The 23,994-nt window shown below is 62.1% G+C and carries 26 protein-coding genes and 1 tRNA gene; 12 read left to right on the forward strand and 15 right to left on the reverse strand.

Annotation, left to right across the window (positions count from 1 at the left end; genetic code table 11):
* Positions 1-10: 10 nt before the first annotated feature.
* Positions 11-745, reverse strand: coding sequence for a hypothetical protein (locus tag QZ653_RS02770; protein ID WP_296417451.1), 735 nt, complete (start codon positions 743-745; stop codon positions 11-13).
* A 232-nt stretch (positions 746-977) separates the two neighbouring features.
* On the opposite strand from QZ653_RS02770, the gene QZ653_RS02775 reads away from it, so the two are divergent.
* From QZ653_RS02775 to QZ653_RS02795, 5 genes are all read left to right on the forward strand, one after another.
* Positions 978-1,577 carry a fasciclin domain-containing protein gene (locus tag QZ653_RS02775; RefSeq protein ID WP_296417452.1) on the forward strand — a complete coding sequence of 200 codons (600 nt, stop codon included), beginning with the start codon at positions 978-980 and terminating at the stop codon, positions 1,575-1,577.
* A gap of 146 nt (positions 1,578-1,723) precedes the next feature.
* Positions 1,724-1,797: transfer RNA gene (locus QZ653_RS02780), tRNA-Gly, on the forward strand.
* 27 nt (positions 1,798-1,824) lie between these two features.
* Complete coding sequence (locus QZ653_RS02785) at positions 1,825-2,175, forward strand: RidA family protein (RefSeq protein ID WP_296417453.1); 351 nt, start codon at positions 1,825-1,827, stop codon at positions 2,173-2,175.
* Positions 2,176-2,245: 70 nt separating this feature from the next.
* Entirely contained in the window at positions 2,246-3,583 is a 1,338-nt protein-coding gene (locus QZ653_RS02790; protein WP_296417454.1) for a T6SS phospholipase effector Tle1-like catalytic domain-containing protein, read from the forward strand.
* Positions 3,522-3,992 (forward strand): acyl-CoA thioesterase, encoded by a 471-nt coding sequence (locus QZ653_RS02795; protein WP_296417456.1) that lies wholly within the window; start codon positions 3,522-3,524, stop codon positions 3,990-3,992. Before QZ653_RS02790 ends, QZ653_RS02795 begins: the two co-directional genes overlap by 62 nt.
* A 2-nt stretch (positions 3,993-3,994) precedes the next feature.
* Here QZ653_RS02795 and pgi read toward each other — a convergent pair whose 3' ends face one another.
* From pgi to QZ653_RS02820, 5 genes are all read right to left on the reverse strand, one after another.
* Complete coding sequence (gene pgi / locus QZ653_RS02800; protein ID WP_296417457.1) at positions 3,995-5,590, reverse strand: glucose-6-phosphate isomerase; 1,596 nt, start codon at positions 5,588-5,590, stop codon at positions 3,995-3,997.
* Between the two features lie 3 nt (positions 5,591-5,593).
* A complete protein-coding gene (gene pgl / locus QZ653_RS02805) occupies positions 5,594-6,259 on the reverse strand; it encodes a 6-phosphogluconolactonase (RefSeq protein WP_296417458.1) in 666 nt (221 codons plus the stop codon).
* 27 nt (positions 6,260-6,286) lie between these two features.
* Positions 6,287-7,741, reverse strand: a complete 1,455-nt coding sequence (zwf, locus tag QZ653_RS02810; protein ID WP_296417459.1) for a glucose-6-phosphate dehydrogenase — start codon at positions 7,739-7,741, stop codon at positions 6,287-6,289.
* Between the two features lie 75 nt (positions 7,742-7,816).
* Entirely contained in the window at positions 7,817-9,001 is a 1,185-nt protein-coding gene (locus tag QZ653_RS02815; protein ID WP_296417460.1) for a reductive dehalogenase domain-containing protein, read from the reverse strand.
* Positions 8,998-9,582 carry an HNH endonuclease gene (locus tag QZ653_RS02820; RefSeq protein WP_296417462.1) on the reverse strand — a complete coding sequence of 195 codons (585 nt, stop codon included), beginning with the start codon at positions 9,580-9,582 and terminating at the stop codon, positions 8,998-9,000. Before QZ653_RS02820 ends, QZ653_RS02815 begins: the two co-directional genes overlap by 4 nt.
* Before the next feature lie 296 nt (positions 9,583-9,878).
* Between QZ653_RS02820 and QZ653_RS02825 the strand changes: the two genes are divergently transcribed.
* Positions 9,879-10,259, forward strand: a complete 381-nt coding sequence (locus tag QZ653_RS02825) for a hypothetical protein (protein WP_296417463.1) — start codon at positions 9,879-9,881, stop codon at positions 10,257-10,259.
* A 17-nt stretch (positions 10,260-10,276) separates the two neighbouring features.
* Here the strand turns inward: QZ653_RS02825 and QZ653_RS02830 are convergent, their stop codons facing one another.
* The 4 genes from QZ653_RS02830 to QZ653_RS02845 are packed head-to-tail and all read right to left on the reverse strand — an operon-like array spanning position 10,277 to position 13,351.
* Positions 10,277-10,945: an alpha/beta hydrolase gene (locus QZ653_RS02830; protein ID WP_296417464.1), complete on the reverse strand. Its 669-nt coding sequence runs from the start codon at positions 10,943-10,945 to the stop codon at positions 10,277-10,279.
* Positions 10,942-11,574 carry a DNA-3-methyladenine glycosylase family protein gene (locus tag QZ653_RS02835; protein WP_296417602.1) on the reverse strand — a complete coding sequence of 211 codons (633 nt, stop codon included), beginning with the start codon at positions 11,572-11,574 and terminating at the stop codon, positions 10,942-10,944. The genes QZ653_RS02830 and QZ653_RS02835 overlap by 4 nt, the downstream gene beginning before the upstream one ends.
* Positions 11,571-12,299 carry a cobalt-precorrin-6A reductase gene (locus QZ653_RS02840; protein WP_296417465.1) on the reverse strand — a complete coding sequence of 243 codons (729 nt, stop codon included), beginning with the start codon at positions 12,297-12,299 and terminating at the stop codon, positions 11,571-11,573. The genes QZ653_RS02835 and QZ653_RS02840 overlap by 4 nt, the downstream gene beginning before the upstream one ends.
* Positions 12,296-13,351, reverse strand: coding sequence for a cobalt-precorrin-5B (C(1))-methyltransferase (locus tag QZ653_RS02845; RefSeq protein ID WP_296417466.1), 1,056 nt, complete (start codon positions 13,349-13,351; stop codon positions 12,296-12,298). Before QZ653_RS02845 ends, QZ653_RS02840 begins: the two co-directional genes overlap by 4 nt.
* 96 nt (positions 13,352-13,447) lie before the next feature.
* On the opposite strand from QZ653_RS02845, the gene cobA reads away from it, so the two are divergent.
* From cobA to QZ653_RS02860, 3 genes are all read left to right on the forward strand, one after another.
* Complete coding sequence (gene cobA, locus QZ653_RS02850) at positions 13,448-14,296, forward strand: uroporphyrinogen-III C-methyltransferase (RefSeq protein ID WP_296417467.1); 849 nt, start codon at positions 13,448-13,450, stop codon at positions 14,294-14,296.
* Positions 14,297-14,358: 62 nt separating this feature from the next.
* Positions 14,359-15,633, forward strand: coding sequence for a cobyrinate a,c-diamide synthase (locus QZ653_RS02855; protein ID WP_296417468.1), 1,275 nt, complete (start codon positions 14,359-14,361; stop codon positions 15,631-15,633).
* A gap of 42 nt (positions 15,634-15,675) precedes the next feature.
* On the forward strand, positions 15,676-16,944 hold the full coding sequence (locus QZ653_RS02860) for an MFS transporter (RefSeq protein ID WP_296417469.1): 1,269 nt from the start codon (positions 15,676-15,678) through the stop codon (positions 16,942-16,944).
* Between the two features lie 62 nt (positions 16,945-17,006).
* Here the strand turns inward: QZ653_RS02860 and QZ653_RS02865 are convergent, their stop codons facing one another.
* The 3 genes from QZ653_RS02865 to cysS form a co-directional block, all read right to left on the reverse strand.
* A complete protein-coding gene (locus tag QZ653_RS02865) occupies positions 17,007-17,747 on the reverse strand; it encodes a squalene/phytoene synthase family protein (protein ID WP_296417470.1) in 741 nt (246 codons plus the stop codon).
* Positions 17,744-19,363 carry a citramalate synthase gene (gene cimA, locus QZ653_RS02870; RefSeq protein WP_296417471.1) on the reverse strand — a complete coding sequence of 540 codons (1,620 nt, stop codon included), beginning with the start codon at positions 19,361-19,363 and terminating at the stop codon, positions 17,744-17,746. Before cimA ends, QZ653_RS02865 begins: the two co-directional genes overlap by 4 nt.
* 99 nt (positions 19,364-19,462) lie before the next feature.
* The gene (gene cysS / locus QZ653_RS02875) at positions 19,463-20,851 is read right to left on the reverse strand and encodes a cysteine--tRNA ligase (RefSeq protein ID WP_296417472.1); all 1,389 of its coding nucleotides are present in this window, start codon (positions 20,849-20,851) and stop codon (positions 19,463-19,465) included.
* Between the two features lie 315 nt (positions 20,852-21,166).
* Here cysS and QZ653_RS02880 point away from each other — a divergent pair, with 315 nt between their 5' ends.
* Complete coding sequence (locus QZ653_RS02880) at positions 21,167-21,511, forward strand: MmcQ/YjbR family DNA-binding protein (RefSeq protein ID WP_296417473.1); 345 nt, start codon at positions 21,167-21,169, stop codon at positions 21,509-21,511.
* A gap of 179 nt (positions 21,512-21,690) precedes the next feature.
* On the opposite strand, the gene QZ653_RS02885 is transcribed toward QZ653_RS02880, so the two are convergent.
* Both QZ653_RS02885 and QZ653_RS02890 read right to left on the reverse strand, forming a co-directional pair.
* A complete protein-coding gene (locus QZ653_RS02885; protein WP_412765986.1) occupies positions 21,691-22,050 on the reverse strand; it encodes a VOC family protein in 360 nt (119 codons plus the stop codon).
* Entirely contained in the window at positions 22,050-22,181 is a 132-nt protein-coding gene (locus QZ653_RS02890) for a hypothetical protein (RefSeq protein WP_296417475.1), read from the reverse strand. The genes QZ653_RS02885 and QZ653_RS02890 overlap by 1 nt, the downstream gene beginning before the upstream one ends.
* 88 nt (positions 22,182-22,269) lie before the next feature.
* Between QZ653_RS02890 and soxR the strand changes: the two genes are divergently transcribed.
* Both soxR and QZ653_RS02900 read left to right on the forward strand, forming a co-directional pair.
* A complete protein-coding gene (soxR, locus tag QZ653_RS02895) occupies positions 22,270-22,704 on the forward strand; it encodes a redox-sensitive transcriptional activator SoxR (RefSeq protein ID WP_296417476.1) in 435 nt (144 codons plus the stop codon).
* A 31-nt stretch (positions 22,705-22,735) separates the two neighbouring features.
* Complete coding sequence (locus QZ653_RS02900; RefSeq protein WP_296417477.1) at positions 22,736-23,908, forward strand: pyridoxal phosphate-dependent aminotransferase; 1,173 nt, start codon at positions 22,736-22,738, stop codon at positions 23,906-23,908.
* Positions 23,909-23,994 lie beyond the last annotated feature (86 nt).

Below are 23,994 nucleotides of genomic sequence, written 5' to 3' on the forward strand. Positions count from 1 at the left end.
CGCCGAAACCTCAGGCTGCGATGTGACCTGCCTGCGGGGACCGTGCCCGCGATCTGCGGGCCAACACCGGTGCCGCAGTTGCAGACAGCGGTGGCACACGGGCACGGCGAGCGGCATGTGCGGCCTCCAGCGCGGCTTCATCTGCCGCGTGCAGACCCGTGATGCGCGCGGTCAACACTGCACTGTACAGCGCCATCAGATACACCGGATAGGCCAGCAGCAGCACATCTGCCGCCCCCACCGAATAGACCCCGCACACCGCCGAGGCCAGCAGCAGACCCCAGGCGCTGCCCGTCTCGGTTCGGGGGGCCACATAGGCCTTATATACTGTGCGCGCGCCACCCAAGGCCGACACACCGATGGACAGCGCCAGCGAAAAGGCCGCCGTGTCCGTGACCAGCCAACTGCCGATGCCCAGACCTGCGGCAATCAGCACCCATATATTGGACCGGCTTACCATCCGGCCTGATCCGTACCGCACCGCCAGCGCGCAGACCAACACCGTTCCCGCAACTTGCGCGCCCACAAACATCATCGACGTCCCTGCCCCCTCCATGACGTTGCTGACCCCTGAAAGACTGGCCAGGACGGCCCAGATCAACCAGCACGCACGATCGGGCTTGGTGTGCCCTGCCAGAATGTCACGGACATAGGGCGCGAACGCCGCGATGCTCAGACTGGCGGCCAGTCCTCCGGCCATAAGGTAGCGGTCGGCCCAAAGGCCGTTCAAAAATAAATCGGTCATCAAATCACTGCCTGAAATTGCGTGACGGGGTATGTATGACGGGGAAAATATGACCCCCGTTCCCCCTATCTATCGCGGCCAGCCACACCGGCACAGTCAGGGTTCCCTGACCCTAGGTCACCCTGAAATCCCTTCGCATCTGCAGAAAAAATCTCGGAATTCTTGGAACATCCGCAGGGGGGGCGTGTTGTTACTGCAAGCGGCACACGAGCCGCACTGAAAGGACTACACTATGAAAACGACTATCAAAGCAGCACTTCTGAGCGCATCCGTACTGGGCTTTGCCGCAACGGCCTCCGCCGAAACGGACGGCATCATCAACGGTGACCAGCTTGACGTGAACGAGACCATTGTCGAGAACGCGTTGAAAGTATCCAACTTCTCCACACTGGTTGCCGCTGTCGAAGCCGCCGGTCTGTCGGACGCGCTGATGGGCGAAGGCCCGTTCACGATTTTCGCCCCAACGGATGCGGCCTTTGCGGCCCTGCCCGCAGGCACAGTCGAAAATCTGCTGCTGCCCGAAAACCGTGACCAGCTGTCCGTGCTGCTGCAAAGCCACGTGATCCCCGGTGAATACACCCGTGGCGATTTCGAACTGGCGCTGCTGCAGGACGAAGTCTTCTCCGAAGACTATGTGCTGATGAAAGACGAAGGCCTGCTGGACTTCGACACACTGGTCCAGACGGACCTGTTGATTGGTAAGGAAGGTTCGAACTTCTACATCAACTCCGCACGTGGCACCGACAACAACATCGAGATCATCAATGGCGACATTATGACCTCAAACGGTGTGATCCACGTGATCGACAAAGTGATCCTGCCCGCAAGCTAAACGCTTTCGCGATAAGATCTACAGGCCGCCCGACTATGTGTCGGGCGGCCGTTTTTTTTGGCGTGCCCCCCGCCCCGCCTTTTTGTCTGCCCCCTTCGCAATCCCGATTGACTGTACCGCCGCCCCCCCTTAGGTCTGATGTCGTTGCGGGTATGGTGAAAAGGTATCACGAAAGCTTCCCAAGCTTCAGTTACGGGTTCGATTCCCGTTACCCGCTCCATCCCTCGTTTCTGCAACGGAGCATCCCATGTCCGACATCACCCGCATCGACACCAACGCCCGCATGTCACAGGCTGTGGTTCACAATGGCATCGCCTATCTGGCCGGTCAGGTCGGGGCTGAGGGCGCCAGTGTCACCGAACAGACACAGGCCGTTTTGGCAAAGGTGGATGAGATGCTGGAAAAGGCGGGCACCGACAAGACCAAGCTGCTGACCGCGCAAATCTGGGTCGCGGACATTGCGACGCAATTTGCCGACATGAATGCTGTCTGGGACGCTTGGGTGCCCGAAGGCTGCGCCCCTGCCCGCTGGACCGGTGAGGCCAAACTCGCCACCCCCGGCTTCAAAGTTGAAATCATCGTGACCGCTGCGGTCTAGATCCCCTGACTTGAAAATTCACACGGTTTGCGCATCCTGAGGTCATTTAAGCCAGCCTCAGGAGGGTCCCATGGCGAAATTTCGGCGCCTTATCGTCTGCATGGACGGCACCAGCAACGAAGTGGGCGACAGGCAGACCCATGTCGTTCGCATCTATCGCGGTCTGAAAACATCCAAAACGCAAATTCCCTATTACGTGCAGGGCGTCGGCACCCTCGACACCCAAACCTTGCGCCGTGACACCCGCGCGAAGCGCGATTCCATCTGGGGGCTGGCCTTTGGCAAGGGTCTTGAGGATGATGTGCTTGAGGCATACCGGTTTTTGTCCACCACCTACGATTGGGACACCCACGATCAATATCTGATCGACAACGGGCGGGACCCTAAAACGCCCGACACGCGCGATGAAATCCATTTTGTGGGCTTTTCACGCGGGGCCTATGCCGCGCGCGTTCTGGCAGGGTTTCTTTATGATTTCGGCCTGTTGCGCCCGAACGCGCTGCATATGGCGGCGCAGGCGTTCCGGCATTATCGCAGCCTGTCGGACGCGGACGAGAACATGTCCGACGGGGCAAAATACGCCATGTTGCGCCGCTATGACGCCGTGTTCATGCCGCAGGCCCCGCGTATGGGGGGCATGGTGATCTTCGACACCGTCGCCTCTATGATCCGGTTCCGGCGGGTCTGGCACAACCTCAAGACCACCTTCAGCCCGATTGAGCTGTCGACCCATAGGTCCACCACCATCAACCCCGCGCTGCGCTATGTCATACACGCCATGGCGATCGACGACAAACGCACGTTCTTTCGGCCATTGTTATGGCAGGGCACCAAACACAAGACCCACCGCAGGCAACGCAAGGCCAAGGACCAGATTGTCCGTCAGGTCTGGTTTGCCGGCTATCATGGCGACATTGGAGGCTCTGCGCGCGAAGACAGATCAGGGGTCGGTAAGATCACCCTTGCCTGGGCCATGGACCAGATGGATATGATCGGTGAAAAATGGGAATGGCGACGCGCCTTCAAACCGCGTGAGGTTCTGGGCAAGGGCACGGGCAAACACCGCTATTCCGTGGACGGGCGCATCAAACCAGGGCCCGACTATGGCGCGCATCTGCACAATTCCATGACGGCCTTTTGGCGGATCTTCGAACTCATCCCCAAAACGATCAAACGGCGCAGCGCCCGCGCCCGTGGCTTTCCGTGGTATCTGCCCTTGTCGGAACCCCGTCAGGTGCCAGATGACATGCCCATCCACCGGTCCGTTTTTGACAGACGCGAGGATGGCCGCCGCTGCTATCGTCCGGTAAACATCGCCCACCGGACACGGAAGGACCATGACCCGAATGACCCTGCCCTTTTTAACCCCTCTTACAGCCCCCGATCTGCGCGCGGCGGGGATACCTGACCCCTGGACCTATGGCATAAAGGACCGCGTGCGGTTCGGGGAATTGGACGCGCTGAACCACGTCAACAACGTGGTCTACCTGCGCTGGTACGAAACGCTGCGTGTGCAGTACATGGAAGACTACGGCGTTTATGAACTGGCCGGACCGGATCCGAAATTCGTGGTCAAATCCGTCAGCGTGGATTACCGGGCCGAAGTCCACCGTGGGGCGGAATATGTCAACGTGGGCCGCACCGTGTCCATGCGCAACACCAGCTTCGCCATGGACTACGCCACCTTCGTGGATGGCCAGATCACAACGACAGGCACCTGCATCGCGGTGATCCTGAACGCGGACAATTCAAAACGTCCCCTGACAGAGGCGTTGCGCCAGCGCTTTATCCAGCGTGACGGCACCCAGCAGATGTAGTGTTACAGCCCGTGGCTGTGCAGGAAGCTGACCAAACCGGCGGTTGACCCGTCCTTGCCCGCCGCATCCGCGCCCTCGACAATAGGTTGCAGCGCCGTGGCCAGTTCCTTGCCCAGCTCAACCCCCCATTGGTCGTAGGAGTTAATACCGAGCACCACGCCTTCGACAAACACGCGGTGTTCATAAAGGGCGATGATCTGGCCCAAGGTGAACGGGTCCAGTGTTGGATAGGCCAGTGTCGTGGACGGGCGGTTGCCTTTGAAGACACGGTGATGTGCTTGGCGTTCCAACTCATCCCCTTCGAACTTATCGGCGACTTTCGACCGCGCCTCATCCAGATCGCGGCCTTTCATCAAAGCCTCCGACTGGGCCAGACAGTTGGCCACCAGCAGTTGGTGCTGGTGATGCAGGTCGTCTTCGTGCCCGCGTGCGGCCACCAGAAATTCGCAGGGGATCACCCGCGTGCCTTGGTGGATCAGCTGATAAAAGGCGTGCTGGCCGTTGGTGCCAGGCTCCCCCCAAACGACGGGGCCGGAGTTCACCGACAGTTCAGCGCCGTCCATGCTGACGCCCTTGCCGTTGCTCTCCATCTCAAGCTGTTGAAGATAGGCAGGCAACCGGCTGAGGTTGTTGTCATAGGGCAGCACAGCGCGGGTGGCATAGCCGCAAATCTGGTTGTGCCAGATGCCCACCAGCGCCAGCATGGCAGGCATGTTGTCGGCCCAGTCTGCCGCCTGAAAATGCCGGTCCATGTCCTGCCCGCCGCGCAAAAACGCGCGGAAGCCGTCAGCCCCGATGGCGATCATCATCGACAGGCCAATCGGCCCCCACATGGAATAACGGCCACCGACCCAGTCCTCGAACCCGAACACACGGGTCGCAGGAATGCCAAAATCCGAGGTTTTGTCTTCCGCCGTGCTGAGCGCTGCAAACTGCGCCGCAGGATCGGCCACGGCCTCCCCCATCCATGCCTTTGCGGTGCGCGCGTTGGTCATGGTTTCGATGGTGGTGAAGGTCTTGGAGGCCACGATCACCAGCGTCGTCGCCGGATCACAGGCCCGCAGGGTGTCCGCGATATCTGCAGGGTCGACGTTGCTGACAAAATGACAGCGCGGCCCGTCGTGATAGGGCCGCAGCGCCAGCACGCCCATGGCTGGCCCCAGATCGGACCCGCCGATCCCGATGTTGATGACATCGGTGATCTTGCCGCCCTGCCCCGTAAACACGCCTGCGCGGACATCCTCGGCAAAGGCCTCCATCCGGTTGAGCGTATCCAGAACCCCCGGCATCACGTCCTGCCCGTCAACCATGACCGGCCCACCATCCAGATTGCGCAACGCCGTGTGCAGCACGGCCCGGCCTTCGGTCTCGTTGATCGCCGCGCCGCCGAACATGGCGTCGCGTTTGGCGGCCACACCGGACTGGTCCAGCAGGTCGATCAACAGCGCGCGGCCGTCCGCGTCGATGTTGGTTTTGGAATAATCCAGCCGCATGTCACCCGTCTGGGCGGCAAAGCCCTGCGCGCGGTCTGCATCGACCAAGGTTTCGAACCGGCGGCTTTTGACGGCCTCATGATGCGTCTTCAGCTTATCCCACATGACTTATCCTTCCGCCCAATGCACTGTTGATCCGGCCAGAACGGCCGCGATGGGGGCCTCTTCGGGGGACAGCCCGCTTGCGCGTTCCAGCGCCTCACGTTTGGCGGCACCGGTGATCACGATATGACGTGCCATCGCCCCTTTAAGGACCCCGCCTGACAATGTCACACGCGGTTCCAACCCGTCGGGCGGCTGTACAAAGGCCAGCGCCTGATCGGTGCCAAGGGCGTGGGTCACGTCGGCGGAATTGGGGAAAATGCTGGCCGTGTGCATATCCGCGCCCATTCCCAGCAACATGACCGAAATCGGCAAATGCGCAGCAAGGCTTTCGGATTTGGCGGCCAGTGCGGCGTCATCCTCGGGAATGATGTTGACGAAATTGGCCGCCGCCGCCGCATCCTGCAACAGCCGCTGCCGGATCAGCCGTGTGTTGGACCTCTCATGATCCTCAGGCACGCGGCGTTCGTCGGTCAGCATCACGTCCACACGCGCCCAGTCGATGTGTTTGGCTGCACACAGTGCGTCAAAAATCGGCCCCGGCGTGGTCCCACCGGGCACCGCAAAGGACGCGCGGTCCTGTGTCAGAAGGACGTTTTCCAAATCACCGGCCAGAACACTGGCCAGATCCATCATCATCATCTCGGCGTCGGGGTATTCTACAAAGTCCATGACGGCTCCTTAGTTCGTGCGCCCTGCTCAGGCCTTGATCTGGCTCCAACGGCGGCCTTCGCGGTGCATCAATAGCAACGCATCATCAGGCCCCGCAGATCCCTGATCGTAGAGTTTCGGCACATCGCCGCGCTTTTCCCACCCTTCGATGATCGGGTCGGTCCATGCCCATGCGGCTTCAACCTCATCGCCGCGCATGAACAGCGTCTGGTTGCCCCGGATCACATCCATGATCAGGCGTTCATAGGCATCGGGGCTGTCTTCGGCATCAGGGCCAAGCGCATCGGCAAAGGTCATGTCCAGCGGCACGTCTACCAGACGCATCCCCCCCGGTCCGGGCTCCTTGATCGTCACGCGCAACTGCATGCCTTCGTTGGGCTGCAACTGGATGGACAGAATGTTGCGGTGGCGTTCCTGATCGCCGGGAAAGATCGAATGGCCAAGGTCCTTGAACACCACCACGATCTCGGAGGCGCGCGCTTTCAGCTTTTTGCCAGTGCGCAAATAAAACGGCACACCCGCCCACCGCCAGTTGGCGATTTCGGTGCGCATGGCGATGAAGCTTTCGGTGAAGGACCTCTCGTTCTCCGCATCCTCGCGGTAGCTGGGGTCGTCCCCGTCGCGGTCATACTGCCCGCGCACAATATGGTGTGGTTCAACGGGCTGCAACGCACGGATCACTTTCAACTTTTCGTCGCGCACCGCATCGGCATCAAAGACCGACGGGGCCTCCATCGCGATGAGGCACAAAAGCTGCATCAGGTGGTTTTGCACCATGTCCCGCATGGCACCGGATTTGTCGTAATAGGCCCCGCGCCCGCCGACGCCCACGGTTTCGGCCACGGTGATTTCGATATGATCGACGTAATGGTTGTTCCATAGTGGTTCGAACAGGATATTGCCAAACCGCACGGCCATCAGGTTTTGCACCGTTTCTTTGCCCAGATAATGGTCGATCCGGTAAATCTGCTTTTCGTCGAAATGTTCGGCCAGCGTTGCGTTGAGCGCCTGCGCGGTTTCAAGGTCACGACCAAAGGGCTTTTCAACAACCACGCGGCTGTTGTCATCGGCGATCTTGTAGGTGTGCAACCGTTCGGCCAGATCGCCAAACAGGCTGGGCGCGACGGAGAAGTAAAAGGCGTTCACGACCTCAAAGCGGATCATCTCATGCAGGTCATCCCAGCCGCCATCGCCTTTGGCGTCGACGGCGATGTAATCCAGCTGCGCCAGAAACGCCTCAAGACCTTTGGTGTTTTTGGCCTCCTGCCCGCCAAATTCGGCAATCGCGTCGCGGATCATTTCACGGTAGCCGGCGGTGTCCAGATCGGACCGTGCGGCCCCGATGATACGGGAGGTTTTGGGCATTTGACCGGACAGGAACCGCCGGAACAGGCCAGGCAGGATCTTGCGGCGGGCCAGATCGCCGGTACCTCCGAAAATCACAAGGTCAAAGTCTTCTACGGGAATGACGCGGGATACCATTCGGGGCCTCCTATTCGGGTCGCGGTTAGCGCTAACGCCGCCTCTTTAGCCCTATGCCTCTGTAAGGTCTAGCGCTCATCGCGATTGGGCCCACCATTTCGATGGCTTCAGGCGCGCGGGCCTGCGCCGCGCCGCCCACCACCGCGCAATCAGTCGCCAACGGGAGGTGGCCAATCGGTACCACAGCGTGCCGCGAGCATGATGGTTGAACGGACACACCCGCATACAGATGGCGCAATCGGTCTTTATTTTCGCCCAATAGCCAAAACACGCTTCACAGTTCGCCGACCATTTCCTGACACCGGTCTGGGTTGACGGGCTGCCGCCTGCGACCTCCGCCCCAAAGTCAGGCGCCCCTTTAGGCAGGGCCTTTGGCGGGCAGGCATCCGCACAAATTGTACAATCCCGACAATACCTTGCGATCCCAAGCTCACGCACTGCATCAACCGCCAGAGGCATATCGGTGAAGATTTTCGAGAACCGCACCCGCGGCCCGAAGTCCGGCGTGATGACCATCTGATTGCGCCCGTATTCGCCCAAACCCGCCTTGATCGCATAAGGTATGACCAAGGCTGTGTCATTCATTGATGCCACAGCCTCAAACCCCAGATTGCGAATATAGGCGGCCAGTTGCATGACAATCGCGGCCTCATGGCTGTATTCGCGCCCCGTGGCCGCCCCTGCCAGTGCGCTGGGATAGGTGTCGACAAGCGCTTTATCCATCTCGTGGCCCATCACAATCACATGGGTCAGCCCGTCAGGCAGTGTGTTGGGCACAGGCTCCATCGTCTTGGTGTCGGGGCGGTGGGTGTAGTGCCAGCGCGGATCAATATGGGTGATCCCGCACAGGTCCGCCCCGAAAAACCGCGCCAGACGCTTGATCTCGGCGGCCTCGGCCTCGGGCGGGGCAAGATCGACCCTTTGCGCGGCCACCGGCGTGTCATTGCGGATCGCGCCCTGAAACCCCTCCCGCAGGCCGTCCTCCGCCGCCCGGTTCGAGATGATGTCGCTCACAAGCCAGGCCGCATTCCGAAGGGCAAAATCACGCGGGCCGAACCCTTCGCCCCGCCTTGGGGCGGCCTCCATCCGGTAGCTGGCAAAGAACGCATCGGTGTCGGCACTGCGCACGCGGTCGTCCCACATGGCGCGGGTGAAGATGTCGTTCATCTGGTTGAAGGGCGCGAAATCATCCGCCACCTCGAACCCGGCGGCGGCATCACTGGCGCGCAGGTGATCGGGCGTGCGGACAGGTCCGGTCACGCCTCCAGCTCGGCGTCCCAATAGAGGAAATCAAGCCAGCTGTCGTGCAGCCAGTTTGGCGGAAATTTCCGGCCCATATTGCGCAGCTGTTCGGCTGCGGGCTGGCGCGGCGGCTTGCGCAGGGACAACCCCGACCGTTTGAGGGATTTGGACCCTTTCGACAGGTTGCACTTTGAACAGGCCGCAACCACGTTTTCCCACGACGTCACCCCGCCCGCCGCACGTGGCACCACGTGATCAAACGTCAGATCCCCCGTGGCGCCGCAATACTGACAGGCAAATTCATCGCGCAAAAACAGATTGAACCGGGTAAAGGCGACCTTGCGTTGGGGTTTGACAAAATCCTTCAGCACCACAACGGACGGGATGCGAATTTCCATCGACGGAGACCGCGCAACCTCGTCATATTCGGCAATGATATCAACACGGTCCAGCCATGCGGCCTTGACCGCATCCTGCCATGGCCACAACGATAAGGGATAGTAGGACAAGGGGCGGTAATCGGCGTTCAGGACCAGCGCTGGATGGTGTTTCAACCCGGCCGGCTGGCGCACAAAATCAGCCCTGAAATCACTGTTCATCTGGTCGTGAATTTGCAAAATCTGTCCCACCCTGTCTGCCGCTGCTGGCACCAGAGCGGGAGCCCCGCTCCTGCCTTGAAGACGACTATATATGGCATCAAACAACTGGCAAGCCCAATATCTGGGCTTGGACCCCTTGCCGCAGGGCACACCCGCCCGCAACGGTATCTTAAGGATTTTCCCGTAGCAGGACGGAGATTGTCCGGTGGGAAGGAAAGAAGATGCGAAAGATGATGCGACGGAAGGCTTTCAGGCCCTGCAGGCGATCAGACACGTTGGGGAGGCGCGGGGGCGCAATGATCTGGTTTGCGCTTTGTGTGCTGGCTGCGGGATGTGCGCCGGTCGTGCCCGTTGCTTCCCCGCCGACCCTGCCAGCAGATACGATTTTTGTGCGCTCGACCTCCCCCACGCCGGACCGGATCGTTCAGGCCGAGGCGGAACGGATTTGCGCCACGCGCGCGCAGTTTGCAGACTTCGTCACGACAGTTCCGCCCTTAGGGACACGGTTCCTCTATCGCCACCACTACCTGTGCAAAAACGCGACACCCGTCGTTGCCACGCCGGGGGTGGCGGTTGTTCCGGCGACCACAATTGTTGCCACCCCCGTCACAACAGGACCCGTCGTGGCCGTGCCGGTCGCGACCGCGGTGACAAGCCCGACGTTGATTGTGCAGTAAAGCGGGGCTGCGGCGCTTTACTGATAGCCGAGCCGTTCGCGCATAAACGCCAAGGCGACGGACAATCCGTCGGGCGCGATCCCGTGACCGGTGCCTTTCTGGATATGGGCATATACCTCTTTCCAGCCTGCCTGCTGCAGAGCCTCGGCGGCCGCGGGCAGCGACTGGACGGGCACGACCTCATCCTCGTCACCATGGATCAAAAGGACCGGCGGACGGCTCACCACCTCGTCTTTCAGGAGCTCAGGCTCCAGCAAACGGCCCGAAAATGCGCACAGCCCGGCAACGGCATCCTCACGGCGCGGCAAAACATGCAGCGACATCATCGTCCCCTGCGAAAAGCCCAATACCATCACCTGTTCTGGCAAAAGGTCTTCATCGACCATGATCCCGTCAAGATAGGCATCAAGATCGGACGCGGCCCGTTCCAGCCCGCTGCGCGATTCCTCTTCGGATGATCCGTCGATCCACGGGATTGGAAACCACTGGAACCCCATCGGGCTGCCCGCGCAGTCTTCCGGCGCATCGGGGGCGAAGAACGCGGTGTCGGGCAAATGCTCTGCCAAAGGATCCGCCAGCCCCATAAGATCGGCGGCATTGGCCCCGTACCCATGCAGAAAAATCACCGCCGACCGCATTTCCCCCGAAGCGGCCTCACGCCTTTGCGAATTCAAAACCCGTGTCATCTGATCCCATCCCTTTGCTGTGCCACGCGGTAGTACGCCCACAACAGCCGCGCCGCAACCGACCGCCACGGGGCCCATTCTTCGGCCATCTTGCGAAATGCCGCGTCCTTGGGACGATCCGGCAAATCGTAAAGGACCCGCGCGGCCTCCTGCAGGGCCAGATCACCGGGCGCGAAAACATCCGCGCGCCCCAGTGAAAACATCGCGTAGATTTCTGCGGTCCACGGGCCGATCCCCGGCACCGCGACCAGCGTTTTGACCACATCGCCGGTTGGCATCCGGCGCAGGGCATCAAAATCAATCTCAGCGCGGGCCAGTTCATGAGTGTATCGGATCTTCTGACGGCTGAGGCCAACTTTGCGCAAATCGTCCTCGCGCGCGGCGGCACAGGCCTCAGGCGTGGTAAAGCCCGCATCCCGCATCCGGCCCCAAATTGCTGCGGCGCTGGCGATACTGACCTGCTGGCCCACGATGGCCGACAGCAATTCCGCAAAACCGTCGGGCTTGCGACGCAGGGGCAATTCACCCGTCTGCGCGTAGGCGGCTTTCATGCGCGGACACCGGTCCGCCAGCCATGCCATGCCTTCGGCCACGTCCTCGTCCGTTTCAATGATCCGGCCAACGGTCATTGCTGTTTCACCCATGCCAAGGCCTCCTCCACCGATGGGACGATCACGCCCGTTGTCGGCGCAGGCCGTGCGATCATCAGCACCGGCAGCCCCAACCTACGCGCGGCATCAAGTTTGGCACGGCCCCCGTTGCCACCGGCGTTCTTGGTGACCAGATGGGTGACGCCCAGCCCCTCAAACAGCGCCACTTCTGAGGCGACAGAAAACGGCGGTCGCCCGATCACGAATTCACCCCCCTCAAAGGGCAAGGGGGCCGAAGGCGGATCAATGACGCGGACCAGAATGCGCCGCCCCTCCAGCGCGCGAAACCGCGCCACAGTCTGGCGGCCCGTTGCCAGAAACACCGTCGCGCCCATGGGCACATGGGGGGCTGCGTCCTCAGGCGTGGTGATTTGGGTCCAATCGTCCCCGTCCTGTGGCGTCCACGCTGGACGGACCAGCTGGGCGTATGGCAGTCCCAGCTGCGCGCAAATCCGCGCCGTCCGGTCCGAAATCCTGTCGGCAAAAGGATGGGTCGCGTCCAGCACCGCGCGAATGTTTTCGGCGGCCAGAACCTCACGAAAGCCGTCTTCGCCCCCGAACCCGCCAATGCGCGTGGGCACAGGCAAAGGCTCTGGCGACCGCGTGGCCCCGGCCAAAGACGCCAGGACCCGCAGCCCGCTGTCCGCCAGCCCCCAAGCGATCCGTTTGGCCTCCCCCGTGCCTGCCAACAACAAAAGGGTCATGCGCGGCCAATCACCGTGCCTGCACGGTCGATCACGACCGTAGAACAGGCCACGCCCGACCCGTCGAGCAATCGTTCCGCCGCAGCCTTGGCGTCCCGTGCGACATCTTCGGCAAAGCCCGCGCCCAGCATGTCATAAACCTGCAAGGCCGTGTTGGCCCCCGCCACGTCCGGCCGGTCGTATTGCGCGGCCAGCCTGTCAAAATCCACCTGAGAGCGCCCCGAATGCAGATCAATGGCCCCCTGCGCCAGCTTGGTCATTTTGCCGATCCCGCCGCCGATGGTCAGATGGGCAATGCTCTGCCCGTCCGGCGCTTTCGCGAGGTATTTCAACAGCCCACCGGCAAAATCCCCCATGTCCAGCATCGCATGATCTGGCAGGGCGAACATCTCCTGCACCACCTTTTCGGATGTGTTGCCCGTGCAGCCTGCCACATGGGTCAGCCCATCTGCGCGGGCCACGTCTATCCCGCGATGGATCGACGCGATCCATGCAGCACAGGAAAACGGGCGCACGATGCCGGTGGTCCCAAGGATCGACAGTCCGCCCGCAATCCCCAGCCGCGGGTTCCACGTCTTCAGAGCAATCTGCGCCCCGCCGGGCACCGATACGGTGATCTGCACATCGGGTGCAGCACCATAGGCCACGGCTGCCGCCGCCACCTCCTGATCCATCATCGAACGGGGCACGGGATTGATCGCAGGCTCCCCAATCCCAATCGGCAGGCCGGGCTTGGTGACGGTGCCGACTCCCTCACCGGCTGCAAACACAACGCCCCCGGATGACGCCTCAACGCGCACCCGCACGGTGACGCCGTGGGTGACATCCGGGTCATCGCCTGCGTCTTTGACTATGCCCGCCTCGGCCCACCCTGCACCCACGCGCGCATCCACGACCTCGAATTCGGGCACCTCGCCTTTGGGCAGCACAATGGACACGCGCGCGGGGATCCCGTCCCCCCACAGCCCTGCCAGCGCCGCCTTGGTGGCGGCGGTGGCACAAGCGCCCGTGGTCCAGCCCCGGCGCAGCTCTCCCTCGGGCTTTCGCGTCATGGGGCGACCTTACCCAGCCTGCGACGTGACGCCAATGCACAAACAGACGTCGCCTTGCACCTTTCCAGCCCGTTCAAAGTGGCCCATAAACGGGTCATGACAACGATGCCCCTTCCCGCCTCAGAGTGGCCAACGCTGGAACCCGGCTGGGTCTGGCTGTGTGGCGCAGGCCCCGGCGATCCGGGCCTGCTGACATTGCATGCGCTCAACGCGCTGCGTCAGGCGGATGTGGTGATCTACGACGCGCTGGTGCAAGAGGCGATCTTGGACTGGGCCCCGCAGGCAGAGCATATCTATGCGGGCAAACGTGGCGGCAAACCCAGTGCCAAGCAGCGCGATATCTCCTTGCGGCTGGTCGATCTGGCGCGGAGCGGCAAACGGGTGCTGCGCCTTAAGGGCGGTGATCCCTTCGTCTTTGGCCGTGGCGGAGAAGAGGCCCAGACGCTGGTGCAACACGGCGTCCCCATCCGCATCATCCCCGGCATTTCCGCAGGCATCGGCGGGCTGGCCTATGCCGGCATCCCCGTGACCCACCGCGATGTGAACCAATCGGTAACCTTCGTGACCGGCCACGACCAGTCCGGCAACACGCCGTCCTCACTGGACTGGCACGGCATCGCACGCGGCTCTCAGGTCATCGTCATCTATATGGGCATGAAACACGCGGCCCAAATCTCCGCCCAGCTGATCGCGGCCGGGCGCAGCGCAGGCGAACCTGTCGCCGTCGTGACCACCGCAACCACCGCCGACCAGCAGGTGATGGAAACAACCCTCGGACAGCTGGACGCGGACATAAAAGCCTCGAACCTTGAACCGCCCGCGATCATCTGCATCGGTCAGGCCGTGCGCATGCGCGACGTGCTGGACTGGCAGGCGCAGGCGGCAGGCATCCCGCCCGTGAACCTTGATCCGCTGGACCGTGGCCGCCCCGCCGAATCCGCCTGAGGGCACGCACAGCGGTCCCCCTTCATCTGGCCCGAAAAACTCAACTCCAAGGTCGCAACCTGATGTCCAAAGGCCTGATCATCGCAGCCCCTGCCTCAGGCGCTGGCAAAACCACGGTGACACTGGGCCTGCTGCGTGCGTTGAACCGCATGGGCCATGTGACGCGGTCGTTCAAATCCGGCCCCGACTATATCGATCCCGCCTTTCACGCCGCAGCCACCGGCCAGCCCTGCTTGAATTTGGACGCTTGGGCAATGTCGCCCGACCGCCTTTCCAATCTGATCACAGGAGAGGCCGACTTTATCATCGAAGGGGTCATGGGCCTTTTCGACGGCGCGCCGCCCATAGGCAAAGGCGCCACCGCTGATCTGGCCCGTCAGTTTGGCCTTCCCGTGGTGCTGGTCGTCAACGCAGCGTCCATGTCGCATTCGGTCGCCGCAGTGGTCCGGGGCTTTGCGACCCATGACCGTGACGTGCATATCGCGGGCGTGATCCTGAACAACGTAGGCTCTGACCGTCACGCAGCGATGCTGCGAACAGCCCTCGCCCCATTGAACATTCCCGTTCTGGGCACGCTGCCCCGCAGCGCCGATCTGGCGCGCCCGTCGCGCCATCTTGGCCTTGTTCAGGCGGGGGAAACGCAAGACCTTGGCCGCTTTCTCGCCACAGCCGCCGACCACATCGCGACCCACATTGACCTCTTAGCCCTGCGCGCTCTCATGGCGCCCCCGCGCGCGCCGGGTCCGCGGGGACCGCAGGATCGGGGCGCGGCTCCGAAAACCATTGCACTCGCACAAGACGCAGCGTTTTCCTTCGCCTATCCCCACCAGATCGCGGACTGGCAGGCCGCTGGCACCAAAATCCTGCCGTTTTCGCCCCTCGCCGATGACGCAGTGCCTGAGGCCGAGGCGGTCTTTCTGCCCGGCGGCTATCCGGAACTTCACGCCGCCCGTCTGGCGGCCAACCGAACCTTCATGCAAAGCCTCAAGGACGCCACACAAACGTCTGGTATTTATGGAGAATGCGGCGGATACATGGTCCTTGGGGAAACCCTGATCGACGCGGATGGAACGCCCCATAAAATGGCCGGCCTGCTGGGCCTTACCACCAGCTTTGCCGCCCGCAAACTGCACCTCGGCTACCGCCACCTCACCGGACGCAGCCCGCATAAATCCGGACGCTACACGGCCCACGAATTCCACTACGCCACCACGCTCGATGCCCAAGGCACCCCGCTGTTTGACGCCACGGACGCCGAAGGCACGCCACTGCCGCCCATGGGCCTGACCGAAGGTCGCGTCGCAGGCTCCTTCGCACATATCATTGATCGCGCCTAAACGGGCCTTGCCAGCCCGCGCCCTCAGGCGTAGCGATGTGCCATGACCGATATAGCCCCCCCGATCGACGACACCCGCGCCAAACGCAACGTGGCCGTTCTTGTCGCCGCCCAAGCCATTCTGGGCGCACAAATGCCGATGATATTTGTGGTGGGCGGTCTGGCTGGCAAGCAACTTGCCACCAACATCTGCTGGGCCACGCTGCCCATTTCGCTGATCATCTTCGGGTCCATGACCACCGCGCCGTGGCTGTCGCCCTTTATGCAGGCTTTTGGGCGGCGCGCGGGGTTCTACATTGGCGCTCTGGCCGGTGCGTTGGGGGCGGCCATCGCGGCCTATGGTCTTTATGTGGCCTCCTTCCCGATCCTGCTGATCGGGTCCTATTTCACGGGCATCTATATGTCCGCCCAAGGGTTCTACCGCTTTGCCGCCACAGATACGGCGTCCGACACCTTCAAACCCAAAGCGATTTCCTATGTCATGGCCGGTGGGCTTTTGTCCGCCATCCTTGGCCCCCAGTTGAACAAACTGGTCGAGGGCCAGTTCGCCGTGCCCTTCCTTGGCGTTTATCTGGCAGTCGTGGCCTTGAACCTGATCGGGATGCTGCTGTTTCTGGCGCTTGATCTGCCCAAGGGCAGCCGCAACACGCCCAAAGTGGCCAGCGCCACACCGCCACGCACACGGGGGGAGCTGTTGCGCGACCCCAATATCATCGTCGCCATGATCGTGGCCCTTGTGGCCTATTCGCTGATGAATCTGGTGATGACGTCAACGCCGCTCGCCGTGGTCGGCTGTGGCTATAGCCTTGATAATGCGAACGATATCGTCTCAGCCCACGTCTTGGCCATGTTCGCACCAAGCTTTTTCACAGGCCACCTGATTGTGCGCTTCGGCGTCAAGACCATCATGGCCACGGGACTTGTGATCCTTGCCGCCGCAGGCCTTGCCGCCCTTGGGGGTGTCAGCCTTGCAGATGCGAACCAACCGTCGCTTGTCAGCTTTTATGCAGCGCTGATCCTGCTGGGCCTTGGCTGGAACTTCGGGTTCATCGGGGCCACGACACTGCTGACATCGTCTCACGGCGCGCATGAGCGCGGCGTCGTTCAGGGCCTCAACGACATGGTCGTGTTCGGGTCCGTGACCATGGCGTCGCTGGCCTCGGGCGGGTTGATGAACTGTTCGGGCGGGGTGCCCATCGAAGGCTGGTCCGCCGTCAATATCGCCATGGCCCCGTTTCTGGCCCTGGCCGGTGGCGCGCTGATCTGGCTGACGGTGAAAGCGCGCACCTTAGGCGATGGAGCCCGTGGATAGCGACCCTTCGGGGAGAGTTGTACCGGCCAAGATGAAACAAGGACGCCCGAGTTCCTGCGATATCACGACCAGAGCAGCAAACGCACCTTCGACCGAAACGGGCTAAGCCCGACGGCCCCCTCCGCCACGCGGCGCGGGTCCTTCGCGATTTGACGTAGCACAGGCGCGGCCTGCCAGCCCTCGAGGGTTGCAGGCTCCGCCTGTTTGCCAAGCTGCGGTCGTCGCGCATCCGCCAAGGCCTGCCGCGCCAGCGTCGCGACACCCTCCGTGCGGCCATCCAAAAGGGGCACTCGCCCCGCCGCCTCCAACGCAGGCACCGCCGCCAGAAACCGCGCCGTCGCTGTGGCGCGCCCAAAGCGCAACACGTCCGCGCGCATCGCATCCTTTGCCCCCATGGCACGGGCGGCCTGCCACATCAACTCTCCGCCCGTGGCGTCAAGATATTCGGACATATGCGCCGCATCCTCAAAGGCGTCTTTGTAGACATCCCATCGTCTGGCGGCGACCAATCGGTCCAGCGCCTGTGCGCCCTGCGGATCAAGCACCTCTGCCAAGGCATCAACCACCTCATGACGGCGCACAGACCCGCCGGTGGCGATCTCCTCCAAGGCATCGCGCCACCATTGCAGGCGCATCTCCGCGATCATCGGCTCCTCCGTCACCCATGGGGCGCGGCTGACTTCGACGTTGAAGGCATAGAGCGGAAACAACACGCGCCGCGCCGCCACAGGGGCCGCCATGGTCGCCAGGAACCGGTCAGGATCGGCGCGTTCGACGATGGCCGCGCAGGCCTCGAAGCTCATACTGTTGCCCCGTCCCGCACCAGTTTCCAACGGATCGCATCACTCAACGCCTCAAATGACGCATCCACGATGTTGGCCGACACACCCACGGTCGACCACGTGCGCCCCTGCGCGTCCTCACTGTCGATAATGACCCGCGTCACGGCCTCTGTGCCGCCATTGGTGATCCGCACTTTAAAATCCGTCAGCCGGATGTCATCCACATGATCCGCATAGCGCCCCAGATCCTTCATCAATGCGCGGCTGAGCGCGTTGACAGGACCCCGGTCGGACCCATCGGGGCCAAGGCTTTCGGACACGCTGAGCTTCTTTTCCCCGTCGACCTTCACGACCACAACGGCCTCGGACAGCGACACCACTTCGTTGCGCTTGTTGCGGCGCCTCTCGATCGTGACGCGGTAGCGTTTGACCTCAAAAAACGTGGGCATCAGGCCCAGTTCCTCCCGCGCCAGAACCTCGAACGAGGCCTGCGCCGTGTCGTAGGAATAGCCCGCAGCCTCACGGTCTTTCACGCGGTCCAGAATGCGTTGCAAGGCAGGATCGCCCTTGGCGACCTGCAGGCCCATCCCCTCCAGCCTCTCGCGCAGGTTGCTTTGCCCCGCTTGGTTGGACATGGGGATGATCCGCGCATTGCCGACCAGTGCGGGATCAATGTGTTCATAGGTCGTGGGGTCCTTGGCGATGGCCGATGCGTGCAGTCCTGCCTTATGGGCAAAGGCCGATGCCCCCACGAAGGCCGCTTGTTTGTGTGGCACACGGTTGAGGATTTCATCCAGCCGCCGCGACGCCGCCCGCAGCCCTTTCAAGGCATCGCGCGTCACGCCCGTTTCAAACTGGCTGGCGTAGGGCTCTTTCAATAGCAAGGTGGGGATCAGCGTGGTCAGGTTCGCATTCCCGCACCGTTCTCCCAATCCGTTGAGTGTGCCTTGGATGTGCCGCGCCCCCGCCGCGACCGCCACCAGTGAATTGGCCACCGCATTTTCGGTGTCATTGTGGGTGTGGATGCCGATGTGATCCCCGGGCACCCCGGCGTCAATCAGAGCCTTGACGCCGGCGCGCACATCATGGGGCAGCGCGCCCCCGTTTGTGTCACACAGAACAACCCAGCGCGCGCCGGCGTCATAGGCGGCCTTCGCGGCCTCAAGCGTATAGGCGCGGTTCGACTTCAGCCCGTCAAAGTAATGTTCCGCATCAAAAAGTGCCTCACGCCCCTGCGCCACGATATGCGCCACCGACGCGCGGATGTTCTCCACATTTTCGTCCAGCGAAATGCCCAGCGCCGTTTTCACATGAAAATCGTGGGTTTTGCCCACCAGACAGACCGCAGGCGTGCCCGCATTCATGACAGCGGCCAAAACGTCGTCATTCTCCGCCGACCGTCCGGCCCGCTTGGTCATGCCAAAGGCGGTCATCGTGGCACGGGTTTTGGGGGCGGCCTCAAAAAACTCACTGTCCGTGGGGTTGGCCCCGGGCCAGCCGCCTTCGATGTAGTCGACGCCCAGCTCATCCAGCAATGCAGCCACCGCCTGCTTTTCACCGGTCGAAAATTGCACACCCTGCGTTTGCTGCCCGTCGCGCAAGGTCGTGTCGTATATATAAAGCCGCTCTTTACCCACGCGCCTCGCCCCGTTTCTCTGGTTCCGAAATACCTCCGCCGGAGGCCCGCAAAATTCGCAGAATTTTGCCCCCCGCCCGCCGCAGGCGCTGATCGCAGATCATACAATGCCCTCCAATTTGGAAGGGTCGAAATCTGCTGTAAGGTCATATTCGTAGCTATCTTTTGCCTCTCGAACAGCGACTCCAGCCGCCTTGAGGCTCTCTCGAATTTCATCAGCTTGTTCGAACTGTTTCGCAGCCCTTAACGCCCACCGTGCAGCCATCGCTGCCTCTATTAAGATATCGACGCGGTCGTGCCTCTGATTGGACTGACCTTCAAGGTTTGTGTCGTCAGACAGAAGACCAAGAAAGACTAAGCTGGCCTTCAAAGCAGCCATATCTCGCTGTTCCCAATCGAGACCTTGGGCAAGGTAATGAAGTTCGGTTATCGCCTTTGAAGTATTTAAATCATCGCTCAAAGCGGCAACCACCCGCCGATCTACTTCTCCAGCTGTTACGCCTTTCGTCATCTCGCGCCACTTGCGCAACGTCTTCTCCGCCTCCACCCGCTTCTTCTCCGTCCAGTCCATCGGCTTGCGGTAATGCGTCGACAACATCACGAACCGGATCACCTCGCCCGGCACGCCCTGATCCAGCAGGTCGCGGACGGTAAAGAAGTTGCCCAAGGATTTGGACATCTTCTTGCCCTCCACCTGCAGCATCTCGTTGTGCATCCAGACATTGGCCATCCGGTCGGTGTCATTGGCACAGCAGCTTTGCGCGATCTCGTTCTCGTGATGCGGGAACATCAGATCGTTGCCGCCCCCGTGAATGTCGAAAGTCTCGCCCAACAGCGCCTTGGACATGGCGGAACACTCGATATGCCAGCCGGGCCGCCCCCGTCCCCAAGGACTGTCCCACCCCGGCGTCCCTTCATCAGACGGCTTCCACAACACAAAATCCATCGGGTTACGCTTATAGGGGGCGACTTCAACCCGTGCCCCCGCGATCATGTCATCCACCGTGCGCCCCGACAGCGCGCCATATCCCTCTTTCCAACTGTCCACCGCAAACAGCACATGCCCTTCGGCGACATAGGCATGCCCCTTGGCGATCAACCCTTCGATCATCTCGACCATCTGCGGAATATAGGCCGTGGCGCGCGGCATGTGGTCGGGCTCTAGCGCACCCACAGCCGCCATATCCTCCAGATACCACTGGGTCGTCTCTGCCGTGATCTCGCCAATCGACCGCCCGCTCTCGGCTGCGCGCGCATTAATCTTGTCATCCACGTCAGTGAAATTGCGCACATAGGTCACCGCATCCGCGCCATAGACATGCCGCAGCAGACGGTTCAACACATCAAACACAATCACAGGCCGCGCATTGCCCAGATGCGCGCGGTCATAGACCGTCGGCCCGCAGACATACATCCGCACGTCATCGGCCTTAATCGGCTGAAATTCCACCTTCTCGCGGACACGGGTGTTGTACAATTTGATCGTCATATCAGCCTCTCGACGCAGGTGTCCCGCGCGGGCTTAGCAAGTCAACAGATCAGATGAAACGTCAAAGAGCGGCCCGCGAGTTCTCTCAGCAGGAAATAATAATGCAGCACGGAATGCAGATGCTCTTCATGCGCCCCTGATACCCTGCCCTGTTGCACAAATCAACGCCCGGCGCGGCTGCCGATCTCACGGCACGTTCGCTCTCAGCGCCCGCAGCGTTGCGCGAACGATCGAGGCCCGCCTGGACACGGCGCCGCAACCGGCCCGCGCGGCGGCATCCTTGCCATGGGCCGCCCTCTCTGCAACGCTGACGGTATGACCCGTCAAACCATCTCATCCCTGTGCGCCGCCCTGCCGGGGGCCACGCTGGAACACAGCTTCGGCCCGGATCACGACGTCTGGAAAGTCGGCGGCAAGGTCTTTGCCACCATCGGCGCCAAAGGCGACGGCCTCGCCGTCAAATGCGCCAGCATCGACGAGGCGTTGCACCTGCAAGACCTCTTCGGCTGGCCCAAAGCGCCCTATTTTCACCGATCCTGGGTCCATATCCCGCTGGACGCCGATCCCGACGAACTGGCCCACCGCATCTCGCGGTCCTACAACATCATTCGCCAAAGTCTGACGAAGAAAGCGCAAGCCGCCCTTCCGCCCGCACCTTAGGTTTCGTTTTGCCCGAAATACTCTCGGGGTGAATGGCCGCAGGCCAGAGGGGCCGACAGCCCCTCTCCACACTCGCCTCACTTAACGCGTCTCATGACAGGTCAGGCGCGCGGGGTCGCCAGACCTCGCGCGCGCCCCGCCGTCCGCAGGACCGATAGCCTCGGCAAGGCGGGACAGCATCAAGCGTAGTCCACCACCTCGATCTCCACCCCCTCACGGGACATAAAATAAAACCGCCGCCCCGGTTCATAATCCGCGTGATGATGTGACGTCAGGCCATAGCCCTCAACCCGCGCCAACACAGCGTCCAGATCCTTCACGACCACACCCAGATGATTGAACACCCCGCCTGAGGTCACGGGCTCCCCCGTCTCATACACCGCGACGTAACTGCCAGCCTCGCCCACATGGCGCGAATAGCCTTGCCCGTCGGTCGATGGCCCCTCCCAGCGGATGTGCCAGCCGAAAACCGCCTCCAGCATGGCCGCAAAACCGGCCCCGTCGGCCACGCTGATGTTCACATGTTCCAATCGCGCCATCACGCGTCCTCCGTTTTCATGACGAAGCATCCTGCATCCAGGTCATGACCCCAGCCAAGCCCTTGTTGCTCTAGGTGCCGGATCACCTCGGCTGGCAGGCAGTCTTTTCGAAATTTGATAAAGCGCGTCATGGTCTGTCTCCTTTTCTGACTTGACGCCCACGGGTGTAATTTCTCAAGTTCACTTTAGATCAAGACCTTTTTTCGAAAGCTCAGACATATGTCCGGCCTCACCATCGGCGATCTCGCTGCCCGCACCGGCCTCGCGGTCTCCGCCATCCGGTTCTACGAAACCCACGGCATCGTCCATCCGCTGCGCAACGCGGGCGGACACCGCCGCTACGGCGCGCATGATCTGCGGCGGCTGTCCTTTGCGATGATCGCCCAGCGACTGGGCCTGCCGCTGGCCGATATCGCCGCACATATGGCCGATCTGCCCGTTCACAAAGCCCCCTCCAAATCCGACTGGGCCCGCATTTCCACCGCTATGCGGGCAGACCTCAACACCCGCATTGCCCAATTGGAACGCCTGCGCGACAGTCTTGACGGCTGCATCGGCTGCGGCTGTCTGTCCCTTGAGGCCTGCGCCCTCTATAATCCGGGCGATGCCCGCGCCGCCGAAGGCCCCGGCCCGCGCACTCTGATCACCCGTTGACACCGCCGCGTGCGCAAGGTCACGTGGCGCCATGAAACTTTCGCATCGCATCACACATCTGACCCCCTCCGGCTCCGACGGGTGGGAGGTCTTCTACAAGGCCCGCCGCATGAAAGCCGCAGGTCACGACATCACCGAACTCACAATCGGCGAACACGACATCCGGACGGCCAAGCCGATACTGGACGCCATGCATGGAGCCGCCCTCAAAGGCCACACAGGCTATGCCATGGTGCCCGGCACCGATGATCTGCGCGCCGCCGTGGCCCACCGCATCGCCACCCGCACCGGCGTTCCGACCACGCCCGCCAACATCCTGATCACACCGGGCGGGCAATCGGCCCTTTTCGCCGCACACCATGCGGTTTTGGATGACGGCGACACCGCGCTCTTCATCGACCCCTATTACGCGACCTACCCCGGCACGATCCGCGGCGTCGGCGGTGTGCCCCGCGCCGTTCCCGCCCGCCCGGAGGCAGGCTTTCAACCCCAGGCCGCCGACATCGCGGCCCAGGCAGACGGCGCCAAAAGCCTGCTGATCAACACGCCAAACAACCCCACCGGGGCAGTTTATTCCCGCGCCACGCTGGATGGCATCGCCGCCACTTGTCAGACCCATGATCTTACCCTCATCTCGGATGAGGTCTACGACACACAGGTCTGGGATGGCACACACATCAGCCCCCGCGCCCTGCCGGATATGGCCGACCGCACGCTGGTCGTGGGTTCCATGTCCAAAAGCCATGCCATGACCGGCTCCCGTGTGGGCTGGGTCTGCGGCCCTGAGGATGCGATCACCCACATGATCAATCTGGCGACCCACACCACCTACGGCGTGCCGGGCTACATACAGGACGCCGCCCTCTTCGCGCTCTCCCAAGGCACCGAGCTTGAAGATCAGGTCGCAGCCCCCTTCCAACGCCGCCGCCAGATCACCGAAACCCTGCTGGCCGCCCAAAACACCGTCAGGGCCAGCCCCACTCAAGGCGCGATGTACGCCATGCTCGATATCCGCGGCACGGGCCTGTCAGGGCAGGACTTTGCCAATGCACTGCTGGACCAACACCATATCGCCACCATGCCCGGCGAAAGCTTCGGCACCGCAGGCGCAGGCCACATCCGTGTGGCCATGACCATCGACGACGACCGTTATCGGACCGCCCTCCAAACTCTTCTAACCTTCGCCGCGACCCAAACCGCCTAGGCTCGCACGCCCGCCCGTATTCTTCTGATCCGAAAACTCCGGGGGAGGCCGAAGGCCGGGGGCAGCGCCCCCCCCCGTCGGATTTG

Source organism: Pseudooctadecabacter sp., from assembly GCF_020627745.1.
Taxonomy (GTDB): domain Bacteria; phylum Pseudomonadota; class Alphaproteobacteria; order Rhodobacterales; family Rhodobacteraceae; genus Octadecabacter.

Excerpts from the sequence above, each read along its gene's own strand:
- QZ653_RS02770 (WP_296417451.1), bottom strand. The coding sequence starts at position 745 with ATGACCGATTTATTTTTGAACGGCCTTTGGGCCGACCGCTACCTTATG.
- QZ653_RS02775 (WP_296417452.1), top strand. The coding sequence starts at position 978 with ATGAAAACGACTATCAAAGCAGCACTTCTGAGCGCATCCGTACTGGGC.
- QZ653_RS02785 (WP_296417453.1), top strand. The coding sequence starts at position 1,825 with ATGTCCGACATCACCCGCATCGACACCAACGCCCGCATGTCACAGGCT.
- QZ653_RS02790 (WP_296417454.1), top strand. The coding sequence starts at position 2,246 with ATGGCGAAATTTCGGCGCCTTATCGTCTGCATGGACGGCACCAGCAAC.
- QZ653_RS02795 (WP_296417456.1), top strand. The coding sequence starts at position 3,522 with ATGACCCTGCCCTTTTTAACCCCTCTTACAGCCCCCGATCTGCGCGCG.
- pgi (WP_296417457.1), bottom strand. The coding sequence starts at position 5,590 with ATGTGGGATAAGCTGAAGACGCATCATGAGGCCGTCAAAAGCCGCCGG.
- pgl (WP_296417458.1), bottom strand. The coding sequence starts at position 6,259 with ATGGACTTTGTAGAATACCCCGACGCCGAGATGATGATGATGGATCTG.
- zwf (WP_296417459.1), bottom strand. The coding sequence starts at position 7,741 with ATGGTATCCCGCGTCATTCCCGTAGAAGACTTTGACCTTGTGATTTTC.
- QZ653_RS02820 (WP_296417462.1), bottom strand. The coding sequence starts at position 9,582 with ATGAACAGTGATTTCAGGGCTGATTTTGTGCGCCAGCCGGCCGGGTTG.
- QZ653_RS02825 (WP_296417463.1), top strand. The coding sequence starts at position 9,879 with ATGATCTGGTTTGCGCTTTGTGTGCTGGCTGCGGGATGTGCGCCGGTC.
- QZ653_RS02830 (WP_296417464.1), bottom strand. The coding sequence starts at position 10,945 with ATGACACGGGTTTTGAATTCGCAAAGGCGTGAGGCCGCTTCGGGGGAA.
- QZ653_RS02835 (WP_296417602.1), bottom strand. The coding sequence starts at position 11,574 with ATGACCGTTGGCCGGATCATTGAAACGGACGAGGACGTGGCCGAAGGC.
- QZ653_RS02840 (WP_296417465.1), bottom strand. The coding sequence starts at position 12,299 with ATGACCCTTTTGTTGTTGGCAGGCACGGGGGAGGCCAAACGGATCGCT.
- QZ653_RS02845 (WP_296417466.1), bottom strand. The coding sequence starts at position 13,351 with ATGACGCGAAAGCCCGAGGGAGAGCTGCGCCGGGGCTGGACCACGGGC.
- cobA (WP_296417467.1), top strand. The coding sequence starts at position 13,448 with ATGACAACGATGCCCCTTCCCGCCTCAGAGTGGCCAACGCTGGAACCC.
- QZ653_RS02855 (WP_296417468.1), top strand. The coding sequence starts at position 14,359 with ATGTCCAAAGGCCTGATCATCGCAGCCCCTGCCTCAGGCGCTGGCAAA.
- QZ653_RS02860 (WP_296417469.1), top strand. The coding sequence starts at position 15,676 with ATGACCGATATAGCCCCCCCGATCGACGACACCCGCGCCAAACGCAAC.
- QZ653_RS02865 (WP_296417470.1), bottom strand. The coding sequence starts at position 17,747 with ATGAGCTTCGAGGCCTGCGCGGCCATCGTCGAACGCGCCGATCCTGAC.
- cysS (WP_296417472.1), bottom strand. The coding sequence starts at position 20,851 with ATGACGATCAAATTGTACAACACCCGTGTCCGCGAGAAGGTGGAATTT.
- QZ653_RS02880 (WP_296417473.1), top strand. The coding sequence starts at position 21,167 with ATGACCCGTCAAACCATCTCATCCCTGTGCGCCGCCCTGCCGGGGGCC.
- QZ653_RS02885 (WP_412765986.1), bottom strand. The coding sequence starts at position 22,050 with ATGGCGCGATTGGAACATGTGAACATCAGCGTGGCCGACGGGGCCGGT.
- QZ653_RS02890 (WP_296417475.1), bottom strand. The coding sequence starts at position 22,181 with ATGACGCGCTTTATCAAATTTCGAAAAGACTGCCTGCCAGCCGAGGTG.
- soxR (WP_296417476.1), top strand. The coding sequence starts at position 22,270 with ATGTCCGGCCTCACCATCGGCGATCTCGCTGCCCGCACCGGCCTCGCG.
- QZ653_RS02900 (WP_296417477.1), top strand. The coding sequence starts at position 22,736 with ATGAAACTTTCGCATCGCATCACACATCTGACCCCCTCCGGCTCCGAC.